We start from the raw sequence: 17,560 nt of genomic DNA, 5'->3' as shown, positions 1-17,560 counted from the left end.
AGTAGAATTCTTTTATTTTTTGTGTTTAAAGATCGCGTTGTGGAGAATCCAAACTACGGACAATTGTTTTTAATTGGTCTTCGTTTCGATTTAATTTTAATGAGTTACATCGCATTTTTACCTACTGTTTTAATTTCATTACTTCCCGATTCGGTTTTAAAATTATTTAAAAAGTTCTTCAACTTTTACTTTATCTTCTTCTTGTTTTTGTTTCTGTTAATGGAATTATCAACATTAGATTTTATCAATCAATACGATACACGTCCAAATCGCTTATTTTTAGATTATTTAATTTATCCTAAAGAAGTAGTAGGAACGCTTTTAAAAAGTTATTTACCTTCTTTAATCATCACCATTATTTTACTTGGAATTGCCTTGTTTTTTGCTTTTAAACATGGTAAAAAAATATTTTATCCTCAAGAAAGTAACTATAAAACTAAATTACCTTTGTTTTTAGTTGTTGTTTTTTTCTTGTTTTGGGGTGCTCGTGGAAGTTTAACTTCAAAACGTCCTATAAATGCTAGTAATGCCATTTTTTGTTCCGATCAAATGACAAACTCATTAGGATTAAATTCGCTTTACACGGTTGCATTTGCAGCTTATTCGATGAAGAATGAAGGTGATGTTAAGAAATACGGTAAAATGGATGAATTAGAAGCCTACACTCGCGTAAAAAAATACATGGATGTTACCGAATTTGTTCCAGGTGAAGTTCCTTTTTTACATCTTCAAAAACCGCATGCTCCACAACCAAAATATAACGTGGTCATCTTTTTACAAGAAAGTTTAGGAGCCGAATATGTTGGATGTTTAAACGGTTTACCCTTAACACCTGAATTAGATAAATTATCAAAAGAAGGGTTATTATTTACCAATTTATATTGTACTGGAACTCGAAGTGTAAGAGGAATTGAGCAAGTTACGGCTGGATTTTTACCTAATCCATCAGAAAGTATTGTAAAATTAGGCGGTTCACAACAAGGATTTTTTACGCTAGCAGATGCTTTTGGTCGTCAAAATTACGATACGAGTTTCATTTATGGCGGAATGGCAAATTTTGATAATATGGCTTCTTTTTTCAATGGAAATGGTTTCAAAAATATCATCGATGAAACCGATTTTGATAGTGATGGAAAAAAATATGCCATGAAAGGAACTTGGGGTTACTCAGATGAAGATTTAGCCGTAAAAGCCAATGAATACTATAAAAATCTTGGAAATAAACCGTTTTTTTCGTTGATGTTTTCTACTTCAAATCACGAGCCATTTGAATTTCCTGATGGTAGAATTCAACTTTACGAACAACCTAAAAATACTGTTCATAATGCGATGAAATATGCCGATTTTTCAATTGGAAAATTTTTCGAATTGGCTAAAAAAGAAGCATATTATAAGAACACTATTTTTGTTGTCATTGCCGATCATAATACTAGAACGTATGGTAAAAATTTAGTTCCGGTAAATAAATTTCACATTCCAGCTTTAATCATTGCACCAAATGTGGAGAAAGGAATTACTTACGATAATTTAGCAAGTCAAATGGATATTCCATCAACCGTTTTAGCTTTATCAGGTATCACCACTAAAACGCCAATGCCAGGAAGAAACTTATTAAAACTACCAAAAGAAACTAAAGGAAGAACCATTATGTTATTCCATGAAACCTATGCTTTTAGAGTGGAAGATGATATTGTTATCTTAAATCCAAACGCAAAACCATTGCAGTTTAAAGTAAAAAGTGACACTGAATTAGTTCCAGTTGCTTTGAATGAAGAATTAGCTAAAGACGCTCTTGCTCATATTGTGGCATCGAGTAATTTATACAAAAAAAGAGTGTATAAAATAGATTAAAAAAATGGAAGAGTTAATTTCTAAACTCTTCCATTTCAATTGTAACTGCTTCTACATCACCACCAATAGGCGGATTTAATTTAGAAACAGCTAATTTTATTCGAGAAATTGACGGAATTTCAGTAAAGATGCGTACGATAATGCGTTGGGCTACATGTTCTAATAATTTTGAACGAATAGCCATTTCTTCCACCACAATTTTGTTTAAATGTACATAATCAACAGTATCTGCTAATTCATCTGTTTGAGCTGATTTGCGTAAATCGGTTTTAATCTCTAAATCTACTCGGTAATCTGAACCAATTTTAGCTTCTTCTATTAAGCATCCGTGGTAAGAAAAAGTTCTTATATTATTTAATTTTATAGTTCCCATATCATTTTAATTTCTAGTTTGAAGTTTTTTAGGTTTCAAGTTGTTTTTCTTTCTTCAAAGTTACATAAAACTTGAAACTTTTAAACTTGAAACCTGAAACATTTTCTATCTTTGCATAAATTTTTGATACTATGTCAACAGAAGAAAAATCATTGAATTTTATAGAACAAATCATTGAAGAAGATTTAAAAAATGGTTTGTCAGCAGATAAATTACGTTTTCGTTTTCCACCAGAACCAAATGGATATTTGCATGTAGGTCACGCAAGTGCTATATGTTTAAATTTTGGTTTAGGAATTGATTATAATGCTCCAGTTAACCTTCGTTTTGACGATACCAACCCATCTAAAGAAGAGCAGGAATATGTTGATGCTATCAAGCGCGATGTGGAATGGTTAGGATTTAAATGGGATAAAGAATGTTATGCTTCTGATTATTTCCAACAATTGTATGATTGGGCAGTAGTTTTAATCCAAAAAGGAAAAGCTTATGTGGATAATCAGTCATCGGAAGAGATGGCAAAACAAAAGGGAACTCCAACTCAACCTGGCACAAATAGTCCTAATAGAGATCGTTCTGTCGACGAAAATCTAGATTTATTCGAAAGAATGAAAAATGGAGAATTTCCAAATGGAAGTTATGTTTTACGTGCTAAAATCGATATGGCGTCTCCTAATATGTTAATGCGTGATCCAATCATGTACCGTATTATGCATGCGCATCACCACAGAACTGGAAATGATTGGTGTATTTATCCAATGTACGATTGGGCACATGGCGAAAGTGATTATTTAGAGCAAATTTCTCATTCGTTGTGTACGTTAGAATTCTTGCCCCATCGTGAACTGTATGATTGGTTTTTAGATAATATTTACGACAATTCAAAAGTACGTCCAAAGCAAAGAGAATTTGCGCGCAGAAATTTATCGCATACCGTAGTTTCAAAACGTAAATTATTACAATTAGTTGAAGAAAAGCATGTTACAGGTTGGGATGACCCAAGGATGTCAACTATTTCGGGTATGAGAAGACGCGGTTACACACCTGCTTCTATCCGTAATTTTGCTAAAACTATTGGAATTGCAAAACGTGATAATTTGATTGATGTTTCACTTTTAGAATTTTGTGTTCGTGAAGATTTGAACAAAATTGCACCTCGTGTAATGGCGGTTTTAGATCCTGTGAAATTAGTAATTACGAATTATCCAGAAGGACAAGAAGAATGGTTAGACGCTGAAAATAATCCAGAAGAAGAAGTAATGACTTACAGAAAAGTTCCGTTTTCTAAAGAATTATATATCGAAAGAGAAGATTTTCAAGAAGAAGCACACAAGAAATTTTTCCGTTTGACTTTAGGAACAGAAGTTCGTTTGAAAAACGCGTATATTATTAAAGGAGAATCAGTTATAAAAGACGAAAACGGAAATATTACCGAAATTCACGCTACTTACGACGTAGATTCTAAATCAGGAAGTGGAACAGAAGCGAGTCAAAGAAAAGTAAAAGGAACGATTCATTGGGTTTCAATTCCTCATGCAAAAGAAGCGGAAGTTCGAATTTATGACAGATTATTCACAAACGAAAGTCCAGATAAAGATAAAGAAGTTAATTTTAAAGAATATATCAATCCAAATTCATTAAAAGTAATTACAGGTTATGTGGAACCAAGTTTAGTTACCTCAAAAGAATTAGATCATTTTCAATTTCAACGTTTAGGATATTTCTGTGTGGATAGAGATTCAAATGCTGAAAAATTAGTTTTCAACAAAACAGTTGGTTTGAGAGATACTTGGGCAAAAATTTCAGAACAATAAAAATTTCTCGATTTTTGTCAAATCGAGCGAAGTCGAGATTTTTTAAATAAGGTAAACCTGCAAAATTTTCATTGCAGGTTTTTTTATGCTTAATTATTAAAAAATTATTTTTTATGATGATTTTTTATTTTTCAATCTATATTTACTATTATTATTAAAAACTATTAAAACAAAATATTTAATAACTAAAAACTTAAAAAAGTGACTTTCATAAATTAATTTTAAGAAAAAAACTTTTTTAGCTAAAGTGTTTTTACATCTTTAGTGTTAAAAGTATCAGAAATCGCTTTATTTTAATTTTTGATCTAAAAAGTTCTCGATTTTTCTTTTTTTGGATAAGTACTTCAAAAAATATCACTAAAATTATAAATTACTAACATTTGGTTATAAAAAAACCACCAATTAAAAATTGATGGTTTTTGTTTTCTATGCTAAAAAATTTAGGTTTCGAAATTATGCCTCTTCTGAATTTTCAGTTCCAAAATTTTCATCAGAAGTATCTTTCTTATTTACTTTTTTAGTTTTGTGTGCATTTTTCATAGCTTCCCCTACTTGGTTACTTGCTGTAAAACTTGCTACCATGTTGTTCAACATATCACTTCCCGCTTGAGGTGAATTTGGTAATAAAATTAAATTACTATTTGCATCAGCACCAATTGCTTGTAATGTATCATAATGTTGCGTTACTACGATTAAAGCCGAAGCTTCTTGCGAATTAATTCCCACTTTGTTTAATACATCAACTGATTCCACTAAACCACGAGCAATTTCTCTTCTTTGGTCAGCAATACCTTGACCTTGAAGTCTTTTACTTTCTGCTTCAGCTTTAGCTTTTGCTACAATTCTGATTCTTCCAGCTTCTGCTTCATACTCTGCAGCTGTTTTTTCACGATCCGCCGCGTTAATACGGTTCATAGCATTTTTAACTTGAATATCTGGATCAATATCAGTAATTAACGTGTTGATGATGTCATAACCATAAGTTGTCATCGCTTCGTTTAACTCACGTTTTACTGCAATTGCAATGTCATCTTTTCTTTCGAAAACATCATCTAATTTTAATTTTGGAACTTCGGCACGCACTACGTCAAATACATACGATGTAATTTGGTCATGAGGATATTCTAATTTATAAAACGCTTCGTATGCTTTTTCTTGTAATACTTTAAACTGTACCGAAACTTTCATTTTAACGAATACGTTATCTTTCGTTTTAGTTTCGATGATAACATCTAATTGTTGAATTCTTAAATTAACGCGACCTGCAATTCTATCAACCACAGGAATTTTAATTTGTAAACCTGAATTTCTAAGGCTTTGAAATTTTCCAAATCGTTCTACAACTACTACAGTTTGCTGTTTTACGGTAAAGAATGACGAAAAAAGGACAACTAGTCCAATGAATAGAAAAGGAAATGTAATAAAATCCATAATTTATAGTTTAAGTTAAATTATTAGTTATACGCTATTTATTTCGAAAAGTTACAAAAAAACCCTGAATTTTCAGGGCTTTTCTTTTATAAACTAGCAATCGCTTTTTCAATTCTTTTTACCGTTTCGGCTTTTCCTATCATTTCGATGATGTCAAATAAATGAGGCCCTTTTAAAGCTCCTACTAAACTCAATCGAAGCGGTTGCATTACTTTTCCCATTCCAATTTCGTTGGCTGTCATCCACTCTTTTAATAAGGTTTCGATGTTAGCAGAAGTAAAATCTTCTATTTTATTTAATTCAGAAATCACTTGTTGCATTAAACCTGGTGTTTCTTCTTTCCAGTTTTTAACCGCTTTTTCGTCGTAAGTTGTTGGTGCTTCAAAGAAATAATCGGCTAAATCCCAAAATTCGGTTACGAAATTAGCTCTTTCTTTAATCATTCCTACAATCTTTGTCAAATCGAGCGTTGTAGAGATTCCTTTTTTATCTAAAATTGATTTAAAGCTTTCCGCTAAACTTGCATCACTTTGCTTTTGTAAATACTGATGATTGAACCATTTGTTTTTCTCAGGGTCAAACTTCGCTCCTGCTTTGTGAATGCGGTTTAAGTCAAATTTTTCTATTAATTCTTCCAATGAGAAAATCTCTTGTTCGGTTCCGTCATTCCAACCTAATAAGGCTAAAAAGTTGATTACCGCTTCTGGGAAAAATCCGTTTTCTCTGTAACCAGATGAAATTCCTTCTTCTGTTTTCCACTCTAATGGAAATACTGGGAATCCCATTTTATCACCATCACGTTTTGATAATTTTCCGTTTCCAATTGGTTTTAAAATCAATGGTAAATGCGCAAATTCAGGTGCATTCCAACCAAAAGCTTTATATAATAAATGATGTAAAGGCAAACTTGGTAACCATTCTTCACCACGAATTACATGTGAAGTTTCCATCAAATGGTCATCTACAATATTCGCTAAGTGATAGGTTGGCATTCCATCCGATTTGAATAAAACTTTATCATCTAATAAATTCGTATCAAATTTAATATCGCCACGAATGATGTCTTTTAATTCTAAAATTTCATTCACAGGTGTTTTAAAACGGATAACATAATGCTCACCATTTGCAATTCTTTCTTCCACTTTTTCACGTGAAACAGTCAACGAGTTATCCAATTGCTCTCTTACCGAATGATTATAAATAAACGTTTTTCCATTGGCTTCAGCTTCTTTTCGCATCGCATCTAAACTTTCAGCCGTATCAAAAGCATAATATGCCCAACCCGAATTAATTAATTGGTCCGCATATTGTTGGTACATTGCTTTACGTTCACTTTGACGATAAGGTCCAAATTTTTCATTCTTTCCTACAGTTTCATCTGGCGCAATTCCTAACCATTCTAAAGCTTCAAAAATATAAGCTTCTGCTCCTGGTACAAAACGCGTTTGATCGGTATCTTCAATTCGTAAATAGAAAGTACCACCATGTTTTTTGGCAAATAAATAATTGAATAAAGCGGTACGAACACCACCAATATGCAAGGGTCCAGTCGGACTTGGTGCAAATCTTACTCTAACTTGTTTTGACATTTTATTTTTATTTTTCTTTATTGTCACACTGAGCTTGTCGAAGTGTTGTGCAAAGATACGATTCCAATTTAGAAGTTAGAATTTAGATTTTAGAAAATAATTAGGTTATTAACAATCCAAAGCTACAAATGTTAAGTTTCACTAAAAACCTATTGACAAATCTAGAAACATGTTGTATTTTTATCGGTTATAAACAGTATATCAACAATTTTGGAAGCAAAAAGCATTATTTTCGATAAGCTCGAAGTGTTTATCAAAAAATTTTACACCAACGAACTGATAAAAGGAGTCATTCTTTTCATCGGGTTGGGCTTGTTGTATTTCATTTTTACCTTATTGATTGAATACTTTTTATGGTTATCCACTTCAGGAAGAACCATTTTGTTCTGGTTGTTCGTAGGTGTAGAATCGTTTTTATTGATTCGATTCATCGCTTTTCCACTGTTTAAATTATTCAAATTACAACAAGGAATCAATTACGAACAAGCATCAGAAATCATAGGAAATCATTTTTCGGAAGTGCAAGACAAGTTGTTGAACTTTTTACAATTGGCCAATCAAAGTCAAACTTCGGAATTATTAGCGGCTTCTATCGAACAAAAAGCAGCTTCGTTACAACCGATTCCGTTTTCAAATGCGGTTAATTTTGCTAAGAACAAGAAGTTTTTACCTTATGCGATTATTCCAATTCTATTATTGATCTTGTTTTTCGTTACCGGAAATTCTGAAATCATATCGAAAAGTTTTACTCGTGTGTTAAATTATGAAACGAAATTCGCTCCACCAGCTCCGTTTGAATTTGTGGTGTTGAATAAATCATTAACCGCACAACAGAATTCCGATTTTGTACTTCAAGTGAAAACGCAAGGAAAAGTAATGCCTGAAAATATCTCCATTCAAATCGGTGATGAAGAATATTTTTTACAAAGCACAAAACCAGGAGTTTTCGAATATACATTTTCAAAATTATCTAAAGATGTTACTTTTTCGCTTTTAGCGAATGGATTAAATTCGAAAGAGTATCAAATTAATGTGGTGGATGTTCCCACGATTGCCAACTTTGAAATGGTGTTGCAATATCCTTCTTATTTAGGTAAGAAATCGGAAATCATTCAAGGAACTGGAAACGCTGTGGTTCCTGAAGGAACGGTTGTGAATTGGAGAATTAATGCGTTAGCGACTGATAAAGTTAGTTTCAAATCGAATAATCAAGTGAGTGTTTTCGCTAATAAAGAAAACAACTTTTCGCTTTCAAGAAGAATATCGGATAATTTGAGTTACGAAGTAATTACATCGAACAAAAACATCAATGAGTTCGAAAAATTGTCGTATCAAATCGCAACGATTAAAGATCAATATCCAACAATTTCAGTTCAAATTGCGCCTGATTCATTAAAGTTAAAATCCAAAATGATGATTGGGCAAGTTGCCGATGATCATGGTTTATCGAAGTTACAAGTTGTTTTTTATCCGAAAGGAAACCCAAACGCTGTTCGAAAAGCGAATTTAGCTATCAATAAACAAGCCGTTGACCAATTTATTTATTCATTTCCTAATGGTTTATCAATTGAGCAAGGTGTAAATTACGAATATTACTTTGAAGTATTTGATAATGATGTAGTTAACAACTACAAAAGCACAAAATCGTCTGTTTTTCTTCATTATGAATTGACTGAAGAGCAAAAAGAAGACAAACAGTTGCAAGAGCAGAATGAAAACATCAATAGTTTAGAAAAATCGCTTCAAAGTCAAGAGAAGCAACTTTCTGAATTGGACAAACTGCAAAAGATGAATAAAGAGAAATCTACTTTAGATTTTAAAGATCAAAAGAAAGTGGAAGACTTTATCAATCGTCAAAAACAACAAGACGAAATGATGAATGAATTCACTAAAAAGTTAACCGAGAATTTAGAAGAATTTAATCCAAAATCACAAGATAAGGACAAAGAAGAATTATTACGTCGTTTAGAAGAAGCTGAAAAGCAAGCAGAGAAAAATGAGAAGTTACTAAAAGAACTAGAAGAACTTTCTAAGAAATTAGAAAACGATAGATTATTCGATAAAGCCGATAAGTTAAAACAGAATGCCAAAAATCAACAACAGAATCTTGAACAGTTAGTCGAGTTGACCAAACGTTTTTACGTTGAAAAGAAAGCGGAACAAATCGCAGATAAATTAGACAAGTTAGCAGAGAAGGAAGATAAATTAGCGGATGATGCTAAAGAAAATTCTAAGGAAAATCAAGATGCTATCAATAAAGAGTTCGAAGATATTCAAAAAGAACTTCAAGATTTAGACAAAGAAAACAAAGAATTAAAAGCTCCAATGGACATTCCCAACGATAAGAATGAACAAGAAGATGTGAAGAAAGACATGGAGAAAGCTTCTGAAGAATTGCAAAAACAAAATCAACAGAAAGCAAAACCAAAGCAAAAATCAGCAGCCGCTAAAATGAAACTGATGAGTCAAAAAATGTCTCAATCTATGCAATCAGGTAACATGGAGCAAATGCAAGAAGATGCTAAATTGTTACGACAAATTCTAGATAATTTATTAGCATTTTCTTTTGACGAAGAAGGTTTGATTAAGACTACTAATGCAACTCAAACTCGTTCATTGCAATTGAATAAAGTATTAAAAAAACAACAAGATTTAAAATTACAATTTAAACATGTGGATGATAGTTTGTTTGCTGTAGCCTTACGTAATCCAAAAATTACTGAAACCATTCTGAATGAAGTCGGAGAAATCCATTATAATTTGGACAAGACTTTAGAAACTTTAGCGGATAACAACATTCAAAAAGGAGCTTCACATCAACAATATGTTCTAACTTCGGCTAACCGTTTGGCTGATTATCTTAGCAATGTTCAAAGCGAAATGAATATGGAAATGCAAGGTCAAGGTTCTGGAAAAGGTAAACCAAAACCTGGCGGCGGTAAAGGAATGCAGTTACCTGATATAATCAAGCAACAAGATGGTTTAGGTGAAAAAATGAAAGAAGGAATGAAACCGGGTGAGAAACCTGGAGATAAACCGGGTGAAAAATCTGGGCAAGGAAAACAAAAAGCACAATCAGGCGAGAATGGTGAAGATGGTGAGAATGGTTCTGAAGGTAATGCTGGTAAAGTTTTGGAAATTCTAAAAGAACAACAACAACTTCGTGATGCACTTCAAAAAGCATTAGAAAAAGAAGGAATGACGGGTCAAGGTCAGAGCGCTTTGAATCAAATGAAAGAAATAGAAAAGCTATTGATCAATAAAGGTTTTAAAAATGAAACGTTGCAAAAGATGTTGAATCTAAAACACGAACTTCTAAAGTTAGAAAAAGCAATTCAGCAACAAGGAGAAGATACCAAACGCCAGTCTAAATCGAATGATAAAAACTTTAATGGCACCACTACTCCACTTTCTAAGGAATTAAAAGATTATCTGAATAGTGTTGAAATATTAAACAGACAAAGCTTACCTTTGCAACCCAATTTTAACCAGAAGGTTCAAAACTATTTTAAAGACAATGATTAGTTTTAATTACGAAACAGATTTCGAACTAGAAAACGAAGCACAATATGAAGACTGGATTTCTCGGATCATTGAATCAGAAGGATTTGATGAAGGCGAAATCAATTATATCTTTTGTGATGACGAATATCTGCATAAAATCAATGTAGAATACTTAGATCATGACACTTTAACTGACATTATTAGCTTTGATTACACAGTAGGAAATGTATTACAGGGCGATATTTTCGTTTCTGTAGAACGCGTTCTAGATAATGCGAATGATTTTAATGTTTCTTTTGAGGAAGAATTAAAACGTGTTCTATCACATGGAGTTTTGCACTATTGTGGTTACAAAGATAAATCTCCAGAAGATGAAGCCTTGATGCGCTCTAAAGAAGAAGAAAAAATGCAAATGTTTCACGTGGAACATTAAGCTTATAAACTAGAATTTTTTTAAATGTTTCACGTGGAACATAATATTTATAGAAGATGTTTTTAAATCAATATGATGTAATTGTTGTTGGTGCTGGTCACGCCGGTTGTGAAGCTGCTGCTGCTGCTGCCAACATGGGGTGTTCTACTCTTTTGGTGACAATGAATCTTCAAAACATTGCACAGATGTCATGTAATCCTGCTATGGGAGGAATTGCAAAAGGACAAATTGTGCGTGAGATTGATGCCTTGGGTGGATACTCTGGAATTGTTTCAGACAAGACCGCAATCCAATTCAAGATGTTGAATAAATCAAAAGGGCCTGCTATGTGGTCGCCAAGAGTGCAATCGGACAGAATGCGTTTTTCGGATGAGTGGAGATCGATGTTGGAGAATACTCCGAACTTGGATTTCTACCAAGAAATGGTGGCTGGAATTTTATCAGAGAATGGAAAGATTGTTGGAGTGAAAACTTCGCTTGGAGTGGAAATTAAAGCTAAGTCAGTTGTTTTGACAAACGGAACCTTTTTGAACGGTTTGATTCATATCGGTGACAAACAATTTGGTGGTGGTCGTGCAGGAGAAAGTGCTTCTTTTGGAATCACCGAAGATTTAGTGAAATTAGGTTTTGAATCAGGAAGAATGAAAACCGGAACGCCTCCACGTGTGGATGGTCGTTCTTTAGATTTTTCTAAAATGGTAGAACAACCTGGTGACGAGCACCCAGAAAAGTTTTCATATTCTAATTTAACGGCTCCATTAAAAACACAACGTTCTTGTTGGATGTCATATACTTCATTAGAAGTGCACGATATTTTACGTGAAGGTTTTGATAGAAGTCCAATGTTCAACGGAAGAATCAAAAGTTTAGGTCCGAGATATTGCCCTTCTATCGAAGATAAGATTAATCGTTTTGCAGATAAAGAGAGACATCAATTATTTGTTGAGCCTGAAGGTTGGACAACTTGTGAATATTACATCAACGGATTTTCAACTTCGTTACCAGAAGATATTCAATTCAAAGCATTGCGTTCTGTTGCCGGATTTGAAAACGTGAAATTTTTCCGTCCTGGTTATGCTATCGAATATGATTACTTCCCTCCTACGCAATTACAACACACTTTAGAAACTAAATTAGTAGAAGGTTTGTATTTCGCTGGACAAATTAACGGAACAACAGGTTACGAAGAAGCGGCTTCTCAAGGTTTGATGGCTGGAATAAATGCAGCATTAAAAGTACAGAATAGAGAACCATTCATCTTAAAAAGAGACGAAGCGTATATTGGAGTTTTAATTGACGACTTAATTACAAAAGGAACTGAGGAACCATATCGTATGTTTACTTCTCGTGCTGAGTACAGAACTTTATTGCGTCAAGATAATGCGGATTTTAGATTAACACCAAAAGCATTTGAAATTGGTTTAGCTAAAGAAGAGCGTTTGATTCGTATGGAGCAAAAATTCTCTCAATCTGAAGCGATGGTAAATTTCTTCAGAGAAACAAGTTTAAAACCTGAGGAAGCAAATCCAATCTTAGAAGCTAAAGGTTCGGCTCCGATGAGTCAGCCTGATAAAATGTTTAAAGTGTTCTCTCGTCCGCAATTGGATTTGGAAGATTTTAGAAAATTTAAAAAAGTTGCGGCTTATATTGAAGAACACAATTTAGATCAAGAAGTTGTCGAGCAAGCCGAAATTCAAGTGAAATATTCTGGTTATATCGAAAAGGAAAAAAACAACGCGGATAAATTGACTCGTTTAGAAGACATGATTATTCCGGATAATTTCAATTTCGATAAAATCCAATCCATTTCAATTGAGGCTAAACAAAAATTAAATAAAATTCGACCAAGAACTATCGCACAAGCTTCTCGTATTAGTGGAGTTTCGCCAAGTGATATTTCGGTGTTGTTGATATATATGGGAAGATAAAAAAGTGTTCAGTGTTCAGTTTTTAGTATTCAGTAAAAAATGTTTCACGTGAAACAACCTTGTAAACCCCATTAAAATAAGCCTTTCGCATAAAAATTAAATAAATGAATTTTTTAAAAGATAAAAGTTTTATTACCGTTAAAGATTTTTCAGTTTCTGGAGAATCTTTTTCCTTGTTGTTAAATGAGGAATATCAAATTTTAAAAACACATCCCCAACCTACGTTAGATAAATTAGGTTCATATTACGAATTCGAAGATTACATTTCCCACACCGATGGAAAACGTACCTTGTTTGAAAAAATGTATCATTTCATCAAAAGAAAAGCAATTCGTGATAAAGTGAAATTAATTAATTCGTACCAACCACTAAAAGGTAAAATTTTAGACATCGGAGCTGGAACAGGAGATTTTCTTTTGGAATGTAAAAATCAGAATTGGGACATACTTGGAATTGAGCCAAACGATAAAGCTAAAGGAATCGCTTTAGGTAAAGGAGTAAAATTTGGGGATACGATTGAAAAGTTAGAAAGTAATTCTTTTGATGTGATTACCATGTGGCATGTTTTAGAACACGTTCCAGATGTCGAACATCAAGTTGCCGAATTGAAGCGTTTATTGAAACCTTCAGGAACAATTATTATCGCAGTTCCAAATTTCAAATCGTATGATGCGAAATATTACAAAGAATTTTGGGCCGCTTATGATGTGCCGAGACATTTGTGGCATTTTTCAAAAACAGCAATTGAAAAATTATTCGATAAACAAAATATGAATTTGGAAGATATTAAACCCATGTGGTTTGATAGTTTTTATGTATCACTTTTATCTGAAAAATATAAATCAGGAAAAATGAATTTCATTTCTGGTTTTTTTATCGGTTTGATTTCAAATGTATCAGGATTCTTTAAAAACGAGTTTTCATCGCACATTTACGTGCTAAAAAACAAGTAAAAATCATTTTAAAGCGATTTTAGACACTTTTTTATTCGATTTGATATAATTTATTGTCTTTTTTTAAATGATTTATCTCATTTAAATTATAAAAGCCGTTTTTAATAGCTTGAATCTATCAAATTATATAATATAAATAAGAAATTCTTATAACAAAAAAATAAATAAAAAAGTAACAAGTTTGCTACTTACCAACTAATTATTACTTTTACCAAAAATTATTAATTACCAATATTGAACAATGAAAAAAATAGTATTGATTTTAGGAGTTGCATTAGGCGTTTTAGCATGTAACAAAACAGAAACAAATTCAAAAGAATTCAAAACCGCATATATCGACACAGCAGAGATTATTGAAAAATATGAAAAATTCAAAGATGAAGATGCAAAATTCAACGTTAAATCAGAAGAATTAGGTCGTCCATTAGAAGCTAAAGTTCGTGCTTTCCAAGCTGAAGCGCAAAGTTTCCGTCAAAATGCACAAGCTAAAGGGCCACAGTGGGCACAGCAAAAAGGGGCTGAATTGCAACAAAGAGAGCAACAATTAGGAATTGAGCAAAATGCTTTAATCCAACAATTGCAACAAGAAGGAGCTGTGTTGAAAGATTCTTTAATTAGTGAAGTGAAAAAATTTATTAAAGATTACGGTAAGAAAAAAGGGTATGATTATATCTACGGAACTGGTGATGCTGCAACAATCTTGTACGCTAAAGATGGTTATGACATCACAAAAGACGTTCTAAAAGAACTTAACGACAAATATAATGCTTCAAAAGGCGACGAAAAAGCTGCTACCAAAGAAGAAGCAAAAAAATAATTGAAAGTCCTGAGAAATCAGGACTTTTTTATTTATAATTGTTTCTATATATTTGTTTTTTAATTTTTTACGCCAAATGGAACAAGTATCAGCCGCAGCCACTTACACCCTTCGATTTATTAATCAAACGAATAAATCCATCTTCCTTACCGGAAAAGCAGGAACCGGAAAAACTACACTTTTAAAAGAAATTATTGCCACAACACATAAAAACACTGTCGTTGTAGCTCCTACAGGAATTGCCGCTTTAAACGCGAATGGAGTAACTATTCATTCCATGTTTCAATTGCCTTTTGCGGCTTTTATTCCTGATAATAAGCAACTTCCACATTTTTCCGACACTGTAAAATTCGAAAATCGCGATTCGTTAGGACGCCATTTCAAAATGAATAACGTGAAACGTTCTGTTATTAGAAATATGGAATTGTTGGTTATTGATGAAGTATCTATGTTGCGTGCCGATGTACTGGATGCCATGGATTTTATGATGCGAAAAGTGAGAAGAAATGAAAGACCTTTCGGTGGAGTACAAGTTTTATTTATAGGAGATTTATTACAATTACCACCAGTAGTGAAAAATGAAGAATGGGAAATGCTCAAGAATTACTATCGAGGTATGTTCTTTTTTCATTCGCATGTGATTCAGCAATTTCCACCTTTATACATTGAATTAGATAAAATTTTCCGTCAAACGGATGCCGAATTTATTGATGTTTTGAACCATTTACGTCATAATAAAATCACTTCGGAAGATGTGCAATTGCTAAATCAATTTGTGCATCCTGATTTTGATCTGAAGAAAAACAAAGGTTTCATTATTTTAACCACACATAATTTCAAAGCAGATACCATAAACGCACAATCTTTAAAAGATTTAGAAGGAAAACAATTCACATATTTACCCGAAATTACGGGAGATTTTCCTGAAAAAATTTATCCGATAGAAGAACAATTGCAGCTAAAAGTCGGAGCGCAAGTCATGTTTATTAAAAACGATTTGAATATAGAGAAGCAATTCTTCAACGGAAAAATGGGCGTTATCAGTTCTTTAACCGAAAAGGAAATTTTTGTTCATTTTCCCGAAGAAAACAAAACCATTGAAGTAGAACGCTACGAATGGCAAAATATTCGCTATAAAGTCAACGAAAACACCAAAGAAATAGAAGAGGAAGTAATCGGAACTTTTGTCCACTACCCTATCAAATTGGCTTGGGCAATTACGGTGCATAAAAGTCAAGGTTTAACTTTTGACAAAGCAGCGCTCGATGTATCGCAAGTTTTTGCGCCCGGACAAGCATATGTGGCTTTATCGCGTTTGCGTTCGTTAAAAGGACTTATTTTGCTTTCTCCGTTGAGAATGAATGGCATTTCGAGCGATGAACAAGTACTTAATTATGCTGAAAACAAAGCTTCTGAAGAAATTTTGCAACACTCGTTGGCTAAAGAGACCTTGTTTTTTTGGTTGAATACTTTGCTTAATTCATTTGATTTCAAAGAATTAGGACAAGAATGGCGCAATCATTTATTCAGTTATAATTCCGAAGCACCGAAATCACCAAAAACAAAGCATAACGACTGGGCAAAAAACCAACACGATAAAATCGCTGAAATTCTCGAACCATCAGGGAAATTTATGTCGCAATTGCATAAAATTTTTTCCGATGAAAATTTGGATGTGAATTTCGTAAAAGAACGTTGTGATGCGGCTTATCAGTACTTTTTTAAAACGTTAGATGCTGTTGTAGAAGAATTGTTATTGAAAATCGAAGAAGTCAAACGCATCAAAAAAGTAAAAGCGTTTTATGATGAATTATTGGTTTTAGAAGAACTTCAAATCAAAGCGATTTTACAACTTAAAAAGGCTAAATTATTAACCAATATCATTGTCGAAGGAAAAGAAATTTCAAAGAAAAATTTAATTTCGGAAGACATGAGTACTTACAAAATCAATAAGTTAGTCATTGTTGCTGAACGATTTAGAACTTCTCACGCTGCTTTAGTGGAAGATGACGAAGAGGTTTCGTATTACACCGATTCCAAAAAGAAAAAAACAAAAGAACCAAAGAAATCTACTTACGAAGATACCTTAGAATTGTGGAAACAAAACTTATCGATATACGAAATTGCAAAACATCGAAAGCTAACACCACAAACGATTTACAACCATTTTGCTAAGTTAATCCAAATGGAAATCGTGCAACTTTCCGACATTTTATCAGAAGATAAAATATCCGATTTAAGAGCTGCTTTCAAAGATTTTAAAGGTGAAAGTTTAGGCGAATTAAAAGAAATCCACGGCGATACATTCACTTGGGACGAGTTGAAATTGTTTAAAGCGAGTTTGGGTTAGTTTTTAGCACAAGTTTTATACACAAAGTTGTCCTACTGTAAAGCATCCCACACAAAGTTTAAACCCAATCATTTGTTCAGTTTGTCATGCTGTTAAGCATATCACAGATAACACTTTAAAAGCCAAAATCATGATCGAATTTTCAGAAGGAATCTACACTTTTTACGTTTACATTCTAACAAACAAAGCCAAAACCGTTCTTTACACCGGTGTCACAAATAATCTAAAAAGAAGATTACAAGAGCACAACGAAAAACTAAATACAAACAGTTTTACAGCAAAATACAACCTTAATTATTTGATTTATTACGAAAAATTCGGTTGGATTCAACAAGCAATTGCAAGAGAAAAAGAAATTAAACTTTTAAGAAGAGATTTGAAATTGGAATTGATAAAAGAATTCAACCCCAACATGAAATTCTTGAATAATCATTTTTCATAAGAACCACAAAGAGATGCTTGACAGCATGACAAACGTTGTGTGAATATTTTCCGTTTAGTTTACCCTCAAAGTTGT

Annotated in this window: 12 protein-coding genes; 9 read left to right on the top strand and 3 right to left on the bottom strand. The window is 32.8% G+C overall.

Features of this window, described 5'->3' with window-relative positions:
• Positions 1-39 precede the first annotated feature (39 nt).
• Positions 40-1,851 (top strand): LTA synthase family protein, encoded by a 1,812-nt coding sequence (locus tag NAT47_RS03385; RefSeq protein WP_250580280.1) that lies wholly within the window; start codon positions 40-42, stop codon positions 1,849-1,851.
• Between the two features lie 13 nt (positions 1,852-1,864).
• Here NAT47_RS03385 and folB read toward each other — a convergent pair whose 3' ends face one another.
• Positions 1,865-2,224 (bottom strand): dihydroneopterin aldolase, encoded by a 360-nt coding sequence (folB, locus tag NAT47_RS03380; protein WP_250580279.1) that lies wholly within the window; start codon positions 2,222-2,224, stop codon positions 1,865-1,867.
• Positions 2,225-2,355: 131 nt separating this feature from the next.
• Here folB and NAT47_RS03375 point away from each other — a divergent pair, with 131 nt between their 5' ends.
• Entirely contained in the window at positions 2,356-4,038 is a 1,683-nt protein-coding gene (locus NAT47_RS03375) for a glutamine--tRNA ligase/YqeY domain fusion protein (protein WP_250580278.1), read from the top strand.
• 453 nt (positions 4,039-4,491) lie between these two features.
• On the opposite strand, the gene NAT47_RS03370 is transcribed toward NAT47_RS03375, so the two are convergent.
• Positions 4,492-5,469 (bottom strand): SPFH domain-containing protein, encoded by a 978-nt coding sequence (locus tag NAT47_RS03370; protein ID WP_250580271.1) that lies wholly within the window; start codon positions 5,467-5,469, stop codon positions 4,492-4,494.
• A gap of 86 nt (positions 5,470-5,555) precedes the next feature.
• The gene (gltX, locus tag NAT47_RS03365) at positions 5,556-7,058 is read right to left on the bottom strand and encodes a glutamate--tRNA ligase (RefSeq protein ID WP_250580269.1); all 1,503 of its coding nucleotides are present in this window, start codon (positions 7,056-7,058) and stop codon (positions 5,556-5,558) included.
• Positions 7,059-7,268: 210 nt separating this feature from the next.
• On the opposite strand from gltX, the gene NAT47_RS03360 reads away from it, so the two are divergent.
• The 7 genes from NAT47_RS03360 to NAT47_RS03330 all read left to right on the top strand — a co-directional run bounded on the left by NAT47_RS03360 (position 7,269) and on the right by NAT47_RS03330 (position 17,485).
• Entirely contained in the window at positions 7,269-10,583 is a 3,315-nt protein-coding gene (locus NAT47_RS03360; RefSeq protein ID WP_250580267.1) for a DUF4175 family protein, read from the top strand.
• On the top strand, positions 10,576-10,995 hold the full coding sequence (gene ybeY, locus NAT47_RS03355) for an rRNA maturation RNase YbeY (RefSeq protein ID WP_250580265.1): 420 nt from the start codon (positions 10,576-10,578) through the stop codon (positions 10,993-10,995). Before NAT47_RS03360 ends, ybeY begins: the two co-directional genes overlap by 8 nt.
• 56 nt (positions 10,996-11,051) lie before the next feature.
• Positions 11,052-12,923: a tRNA uridine-5-carboxymethylaminomethyl(34) synthesis enzyme MnmG gene (gene mnmG, locus NAT47_RS03350; RefSeq protein ID WP_250580260.1), complete on the top strand. Its 1,872-nt coding sequence runs from the start codon at positions 11,052-11,054 to the stop codon at positions 12,921-12,923.
• A gap of 104 nt (positions 12,924-13,027) precedes the next feature.
• Entirely contained in the window at positions 13,028-13,876 is an 849-nt protein-coding gene (locus NAT47_RS03345; RefSeq protein ID WP_250580259.1) for a class I SAM-dependent methyltransferase, read from the top strand.
• A 241-nt stretch (positions 13,877-14,117) separates the two neighbouring features.
• A complete protein-coding gene (locus tag NAT47_RS03340) occupies positions 14,118-14,693 on the top strand; it encodes an OmpH family outer membrane protein (protein ID WP_250580257.1) in 576 nt (191 codons plus the stop codon).
• 76 nt (positions 14,694-14,769) lie between these two features.
• On the top strand, positions 14,770-17,043 hold the full coding sequence (locus NAT47_RS03335) for a helix-turn-helix domain-containing protein (RefSeq protein WP_250580256.1): 2,274 nt from the start codon (positions 14,770-14,772) through the stop codon (positions 17,041-17,043).
• Positions 17,044-17,173: 130 nt separating this feature from the next.
• Positions 17,174-17,485, top strand: coding sequence for a GIY-YIG nuclease family protein (locus NAT47_RS03330; protein WP_250580254.1), 312 nt, complete (start codon positions 17,174-17,176; stop codon positions 17,483-17,485).
• Positions 17,486-17,560 lie beyond the last annotated feature (75 nt).

The organism is Flavobacterium fragile (genome assembly GCF_023634865.1).
GTDB classification, from domain to species: Bacteria; Bacteroidota; Bacteroidia; order Flavobacteriales; family Flavobacteriaceae; genus Flavobacterium; species Flavobacterium fragile.
This window is presented reverse-complemented; position numbering and strand designations above follow the sequence as displayed.

Excerpts from the sequence above, each read along its gene's own strand:
- NAT47_RS03345 (WP_250580259.1), top strand. The coding sequence starts at position 13,028 with ATGAATTTTTTAAAAGATAAAAGTTTTATTACCGTTAAAGATTTTTCA.
- NAT47_RS03340 (WP_250580257.1), top strand. The coding sequence starts at position 14,118 with ATGAAAAAAATAGTATTGATTTTAGGAGTTGCATTAGGCGTTTTAGCA.
- mnmG (WP_250580260.1), top strand. The coding sequence starts at position 11,052 with ATGTTTTTAAATCAATATGATGTAATTGTTGTTGGTGCTGGTCACGCC.
- folB (WP_250580279.1), bottom strand. The coding sequence starts at position 2,224 with ATGGGAACTATAAAATTAAATAATATAAGAACTTTTTCTTACCACGGA.
- NAT47_RS03370 (WP_250580271.1), bottom strand. The coding sequence starts at position 5,469 with ATGGATTTTATTACATTTCCTTTTCTATTCATTGGACTAGTTGTCCTT.
- NAT47_RS03335 (WP_250580256.1), top strand. The coding sequence starts at position 14,770 with ATGGAACAAGTATCAGCCGCAGCCACTTACACCCTTCGATTTATTAAT.
- ybeY (WP_250580265.1), top strand. The coding sequence starts at position 10,576 with ATGATTAGTTTTAATTACGAAACAGATTTCGAACTAGAAAACGAAGCA.
- NAT47_RS03375 (WP_250580278.1), top strand. The coding sequence starts at position 2,356 with ATGTCAACAGAAGAAAAATCATTGAATTTTATAGAACAAATCATTGAA.
- NAT47_RS03330 (WP_250580254.1), top strand. The coding sequence starts at position 17,174 with ATGATCGAATTTTCAGAAGGAATCTACACTTTTTACGTTTACATTCTA.
- gltX (WP_250580269.1), bottom strand. The coding sequence starts at position 7,058 with ATGTCAAAACAAGTTAGAGTAAGATTTGCACCAAGTCCGACTGGACCC.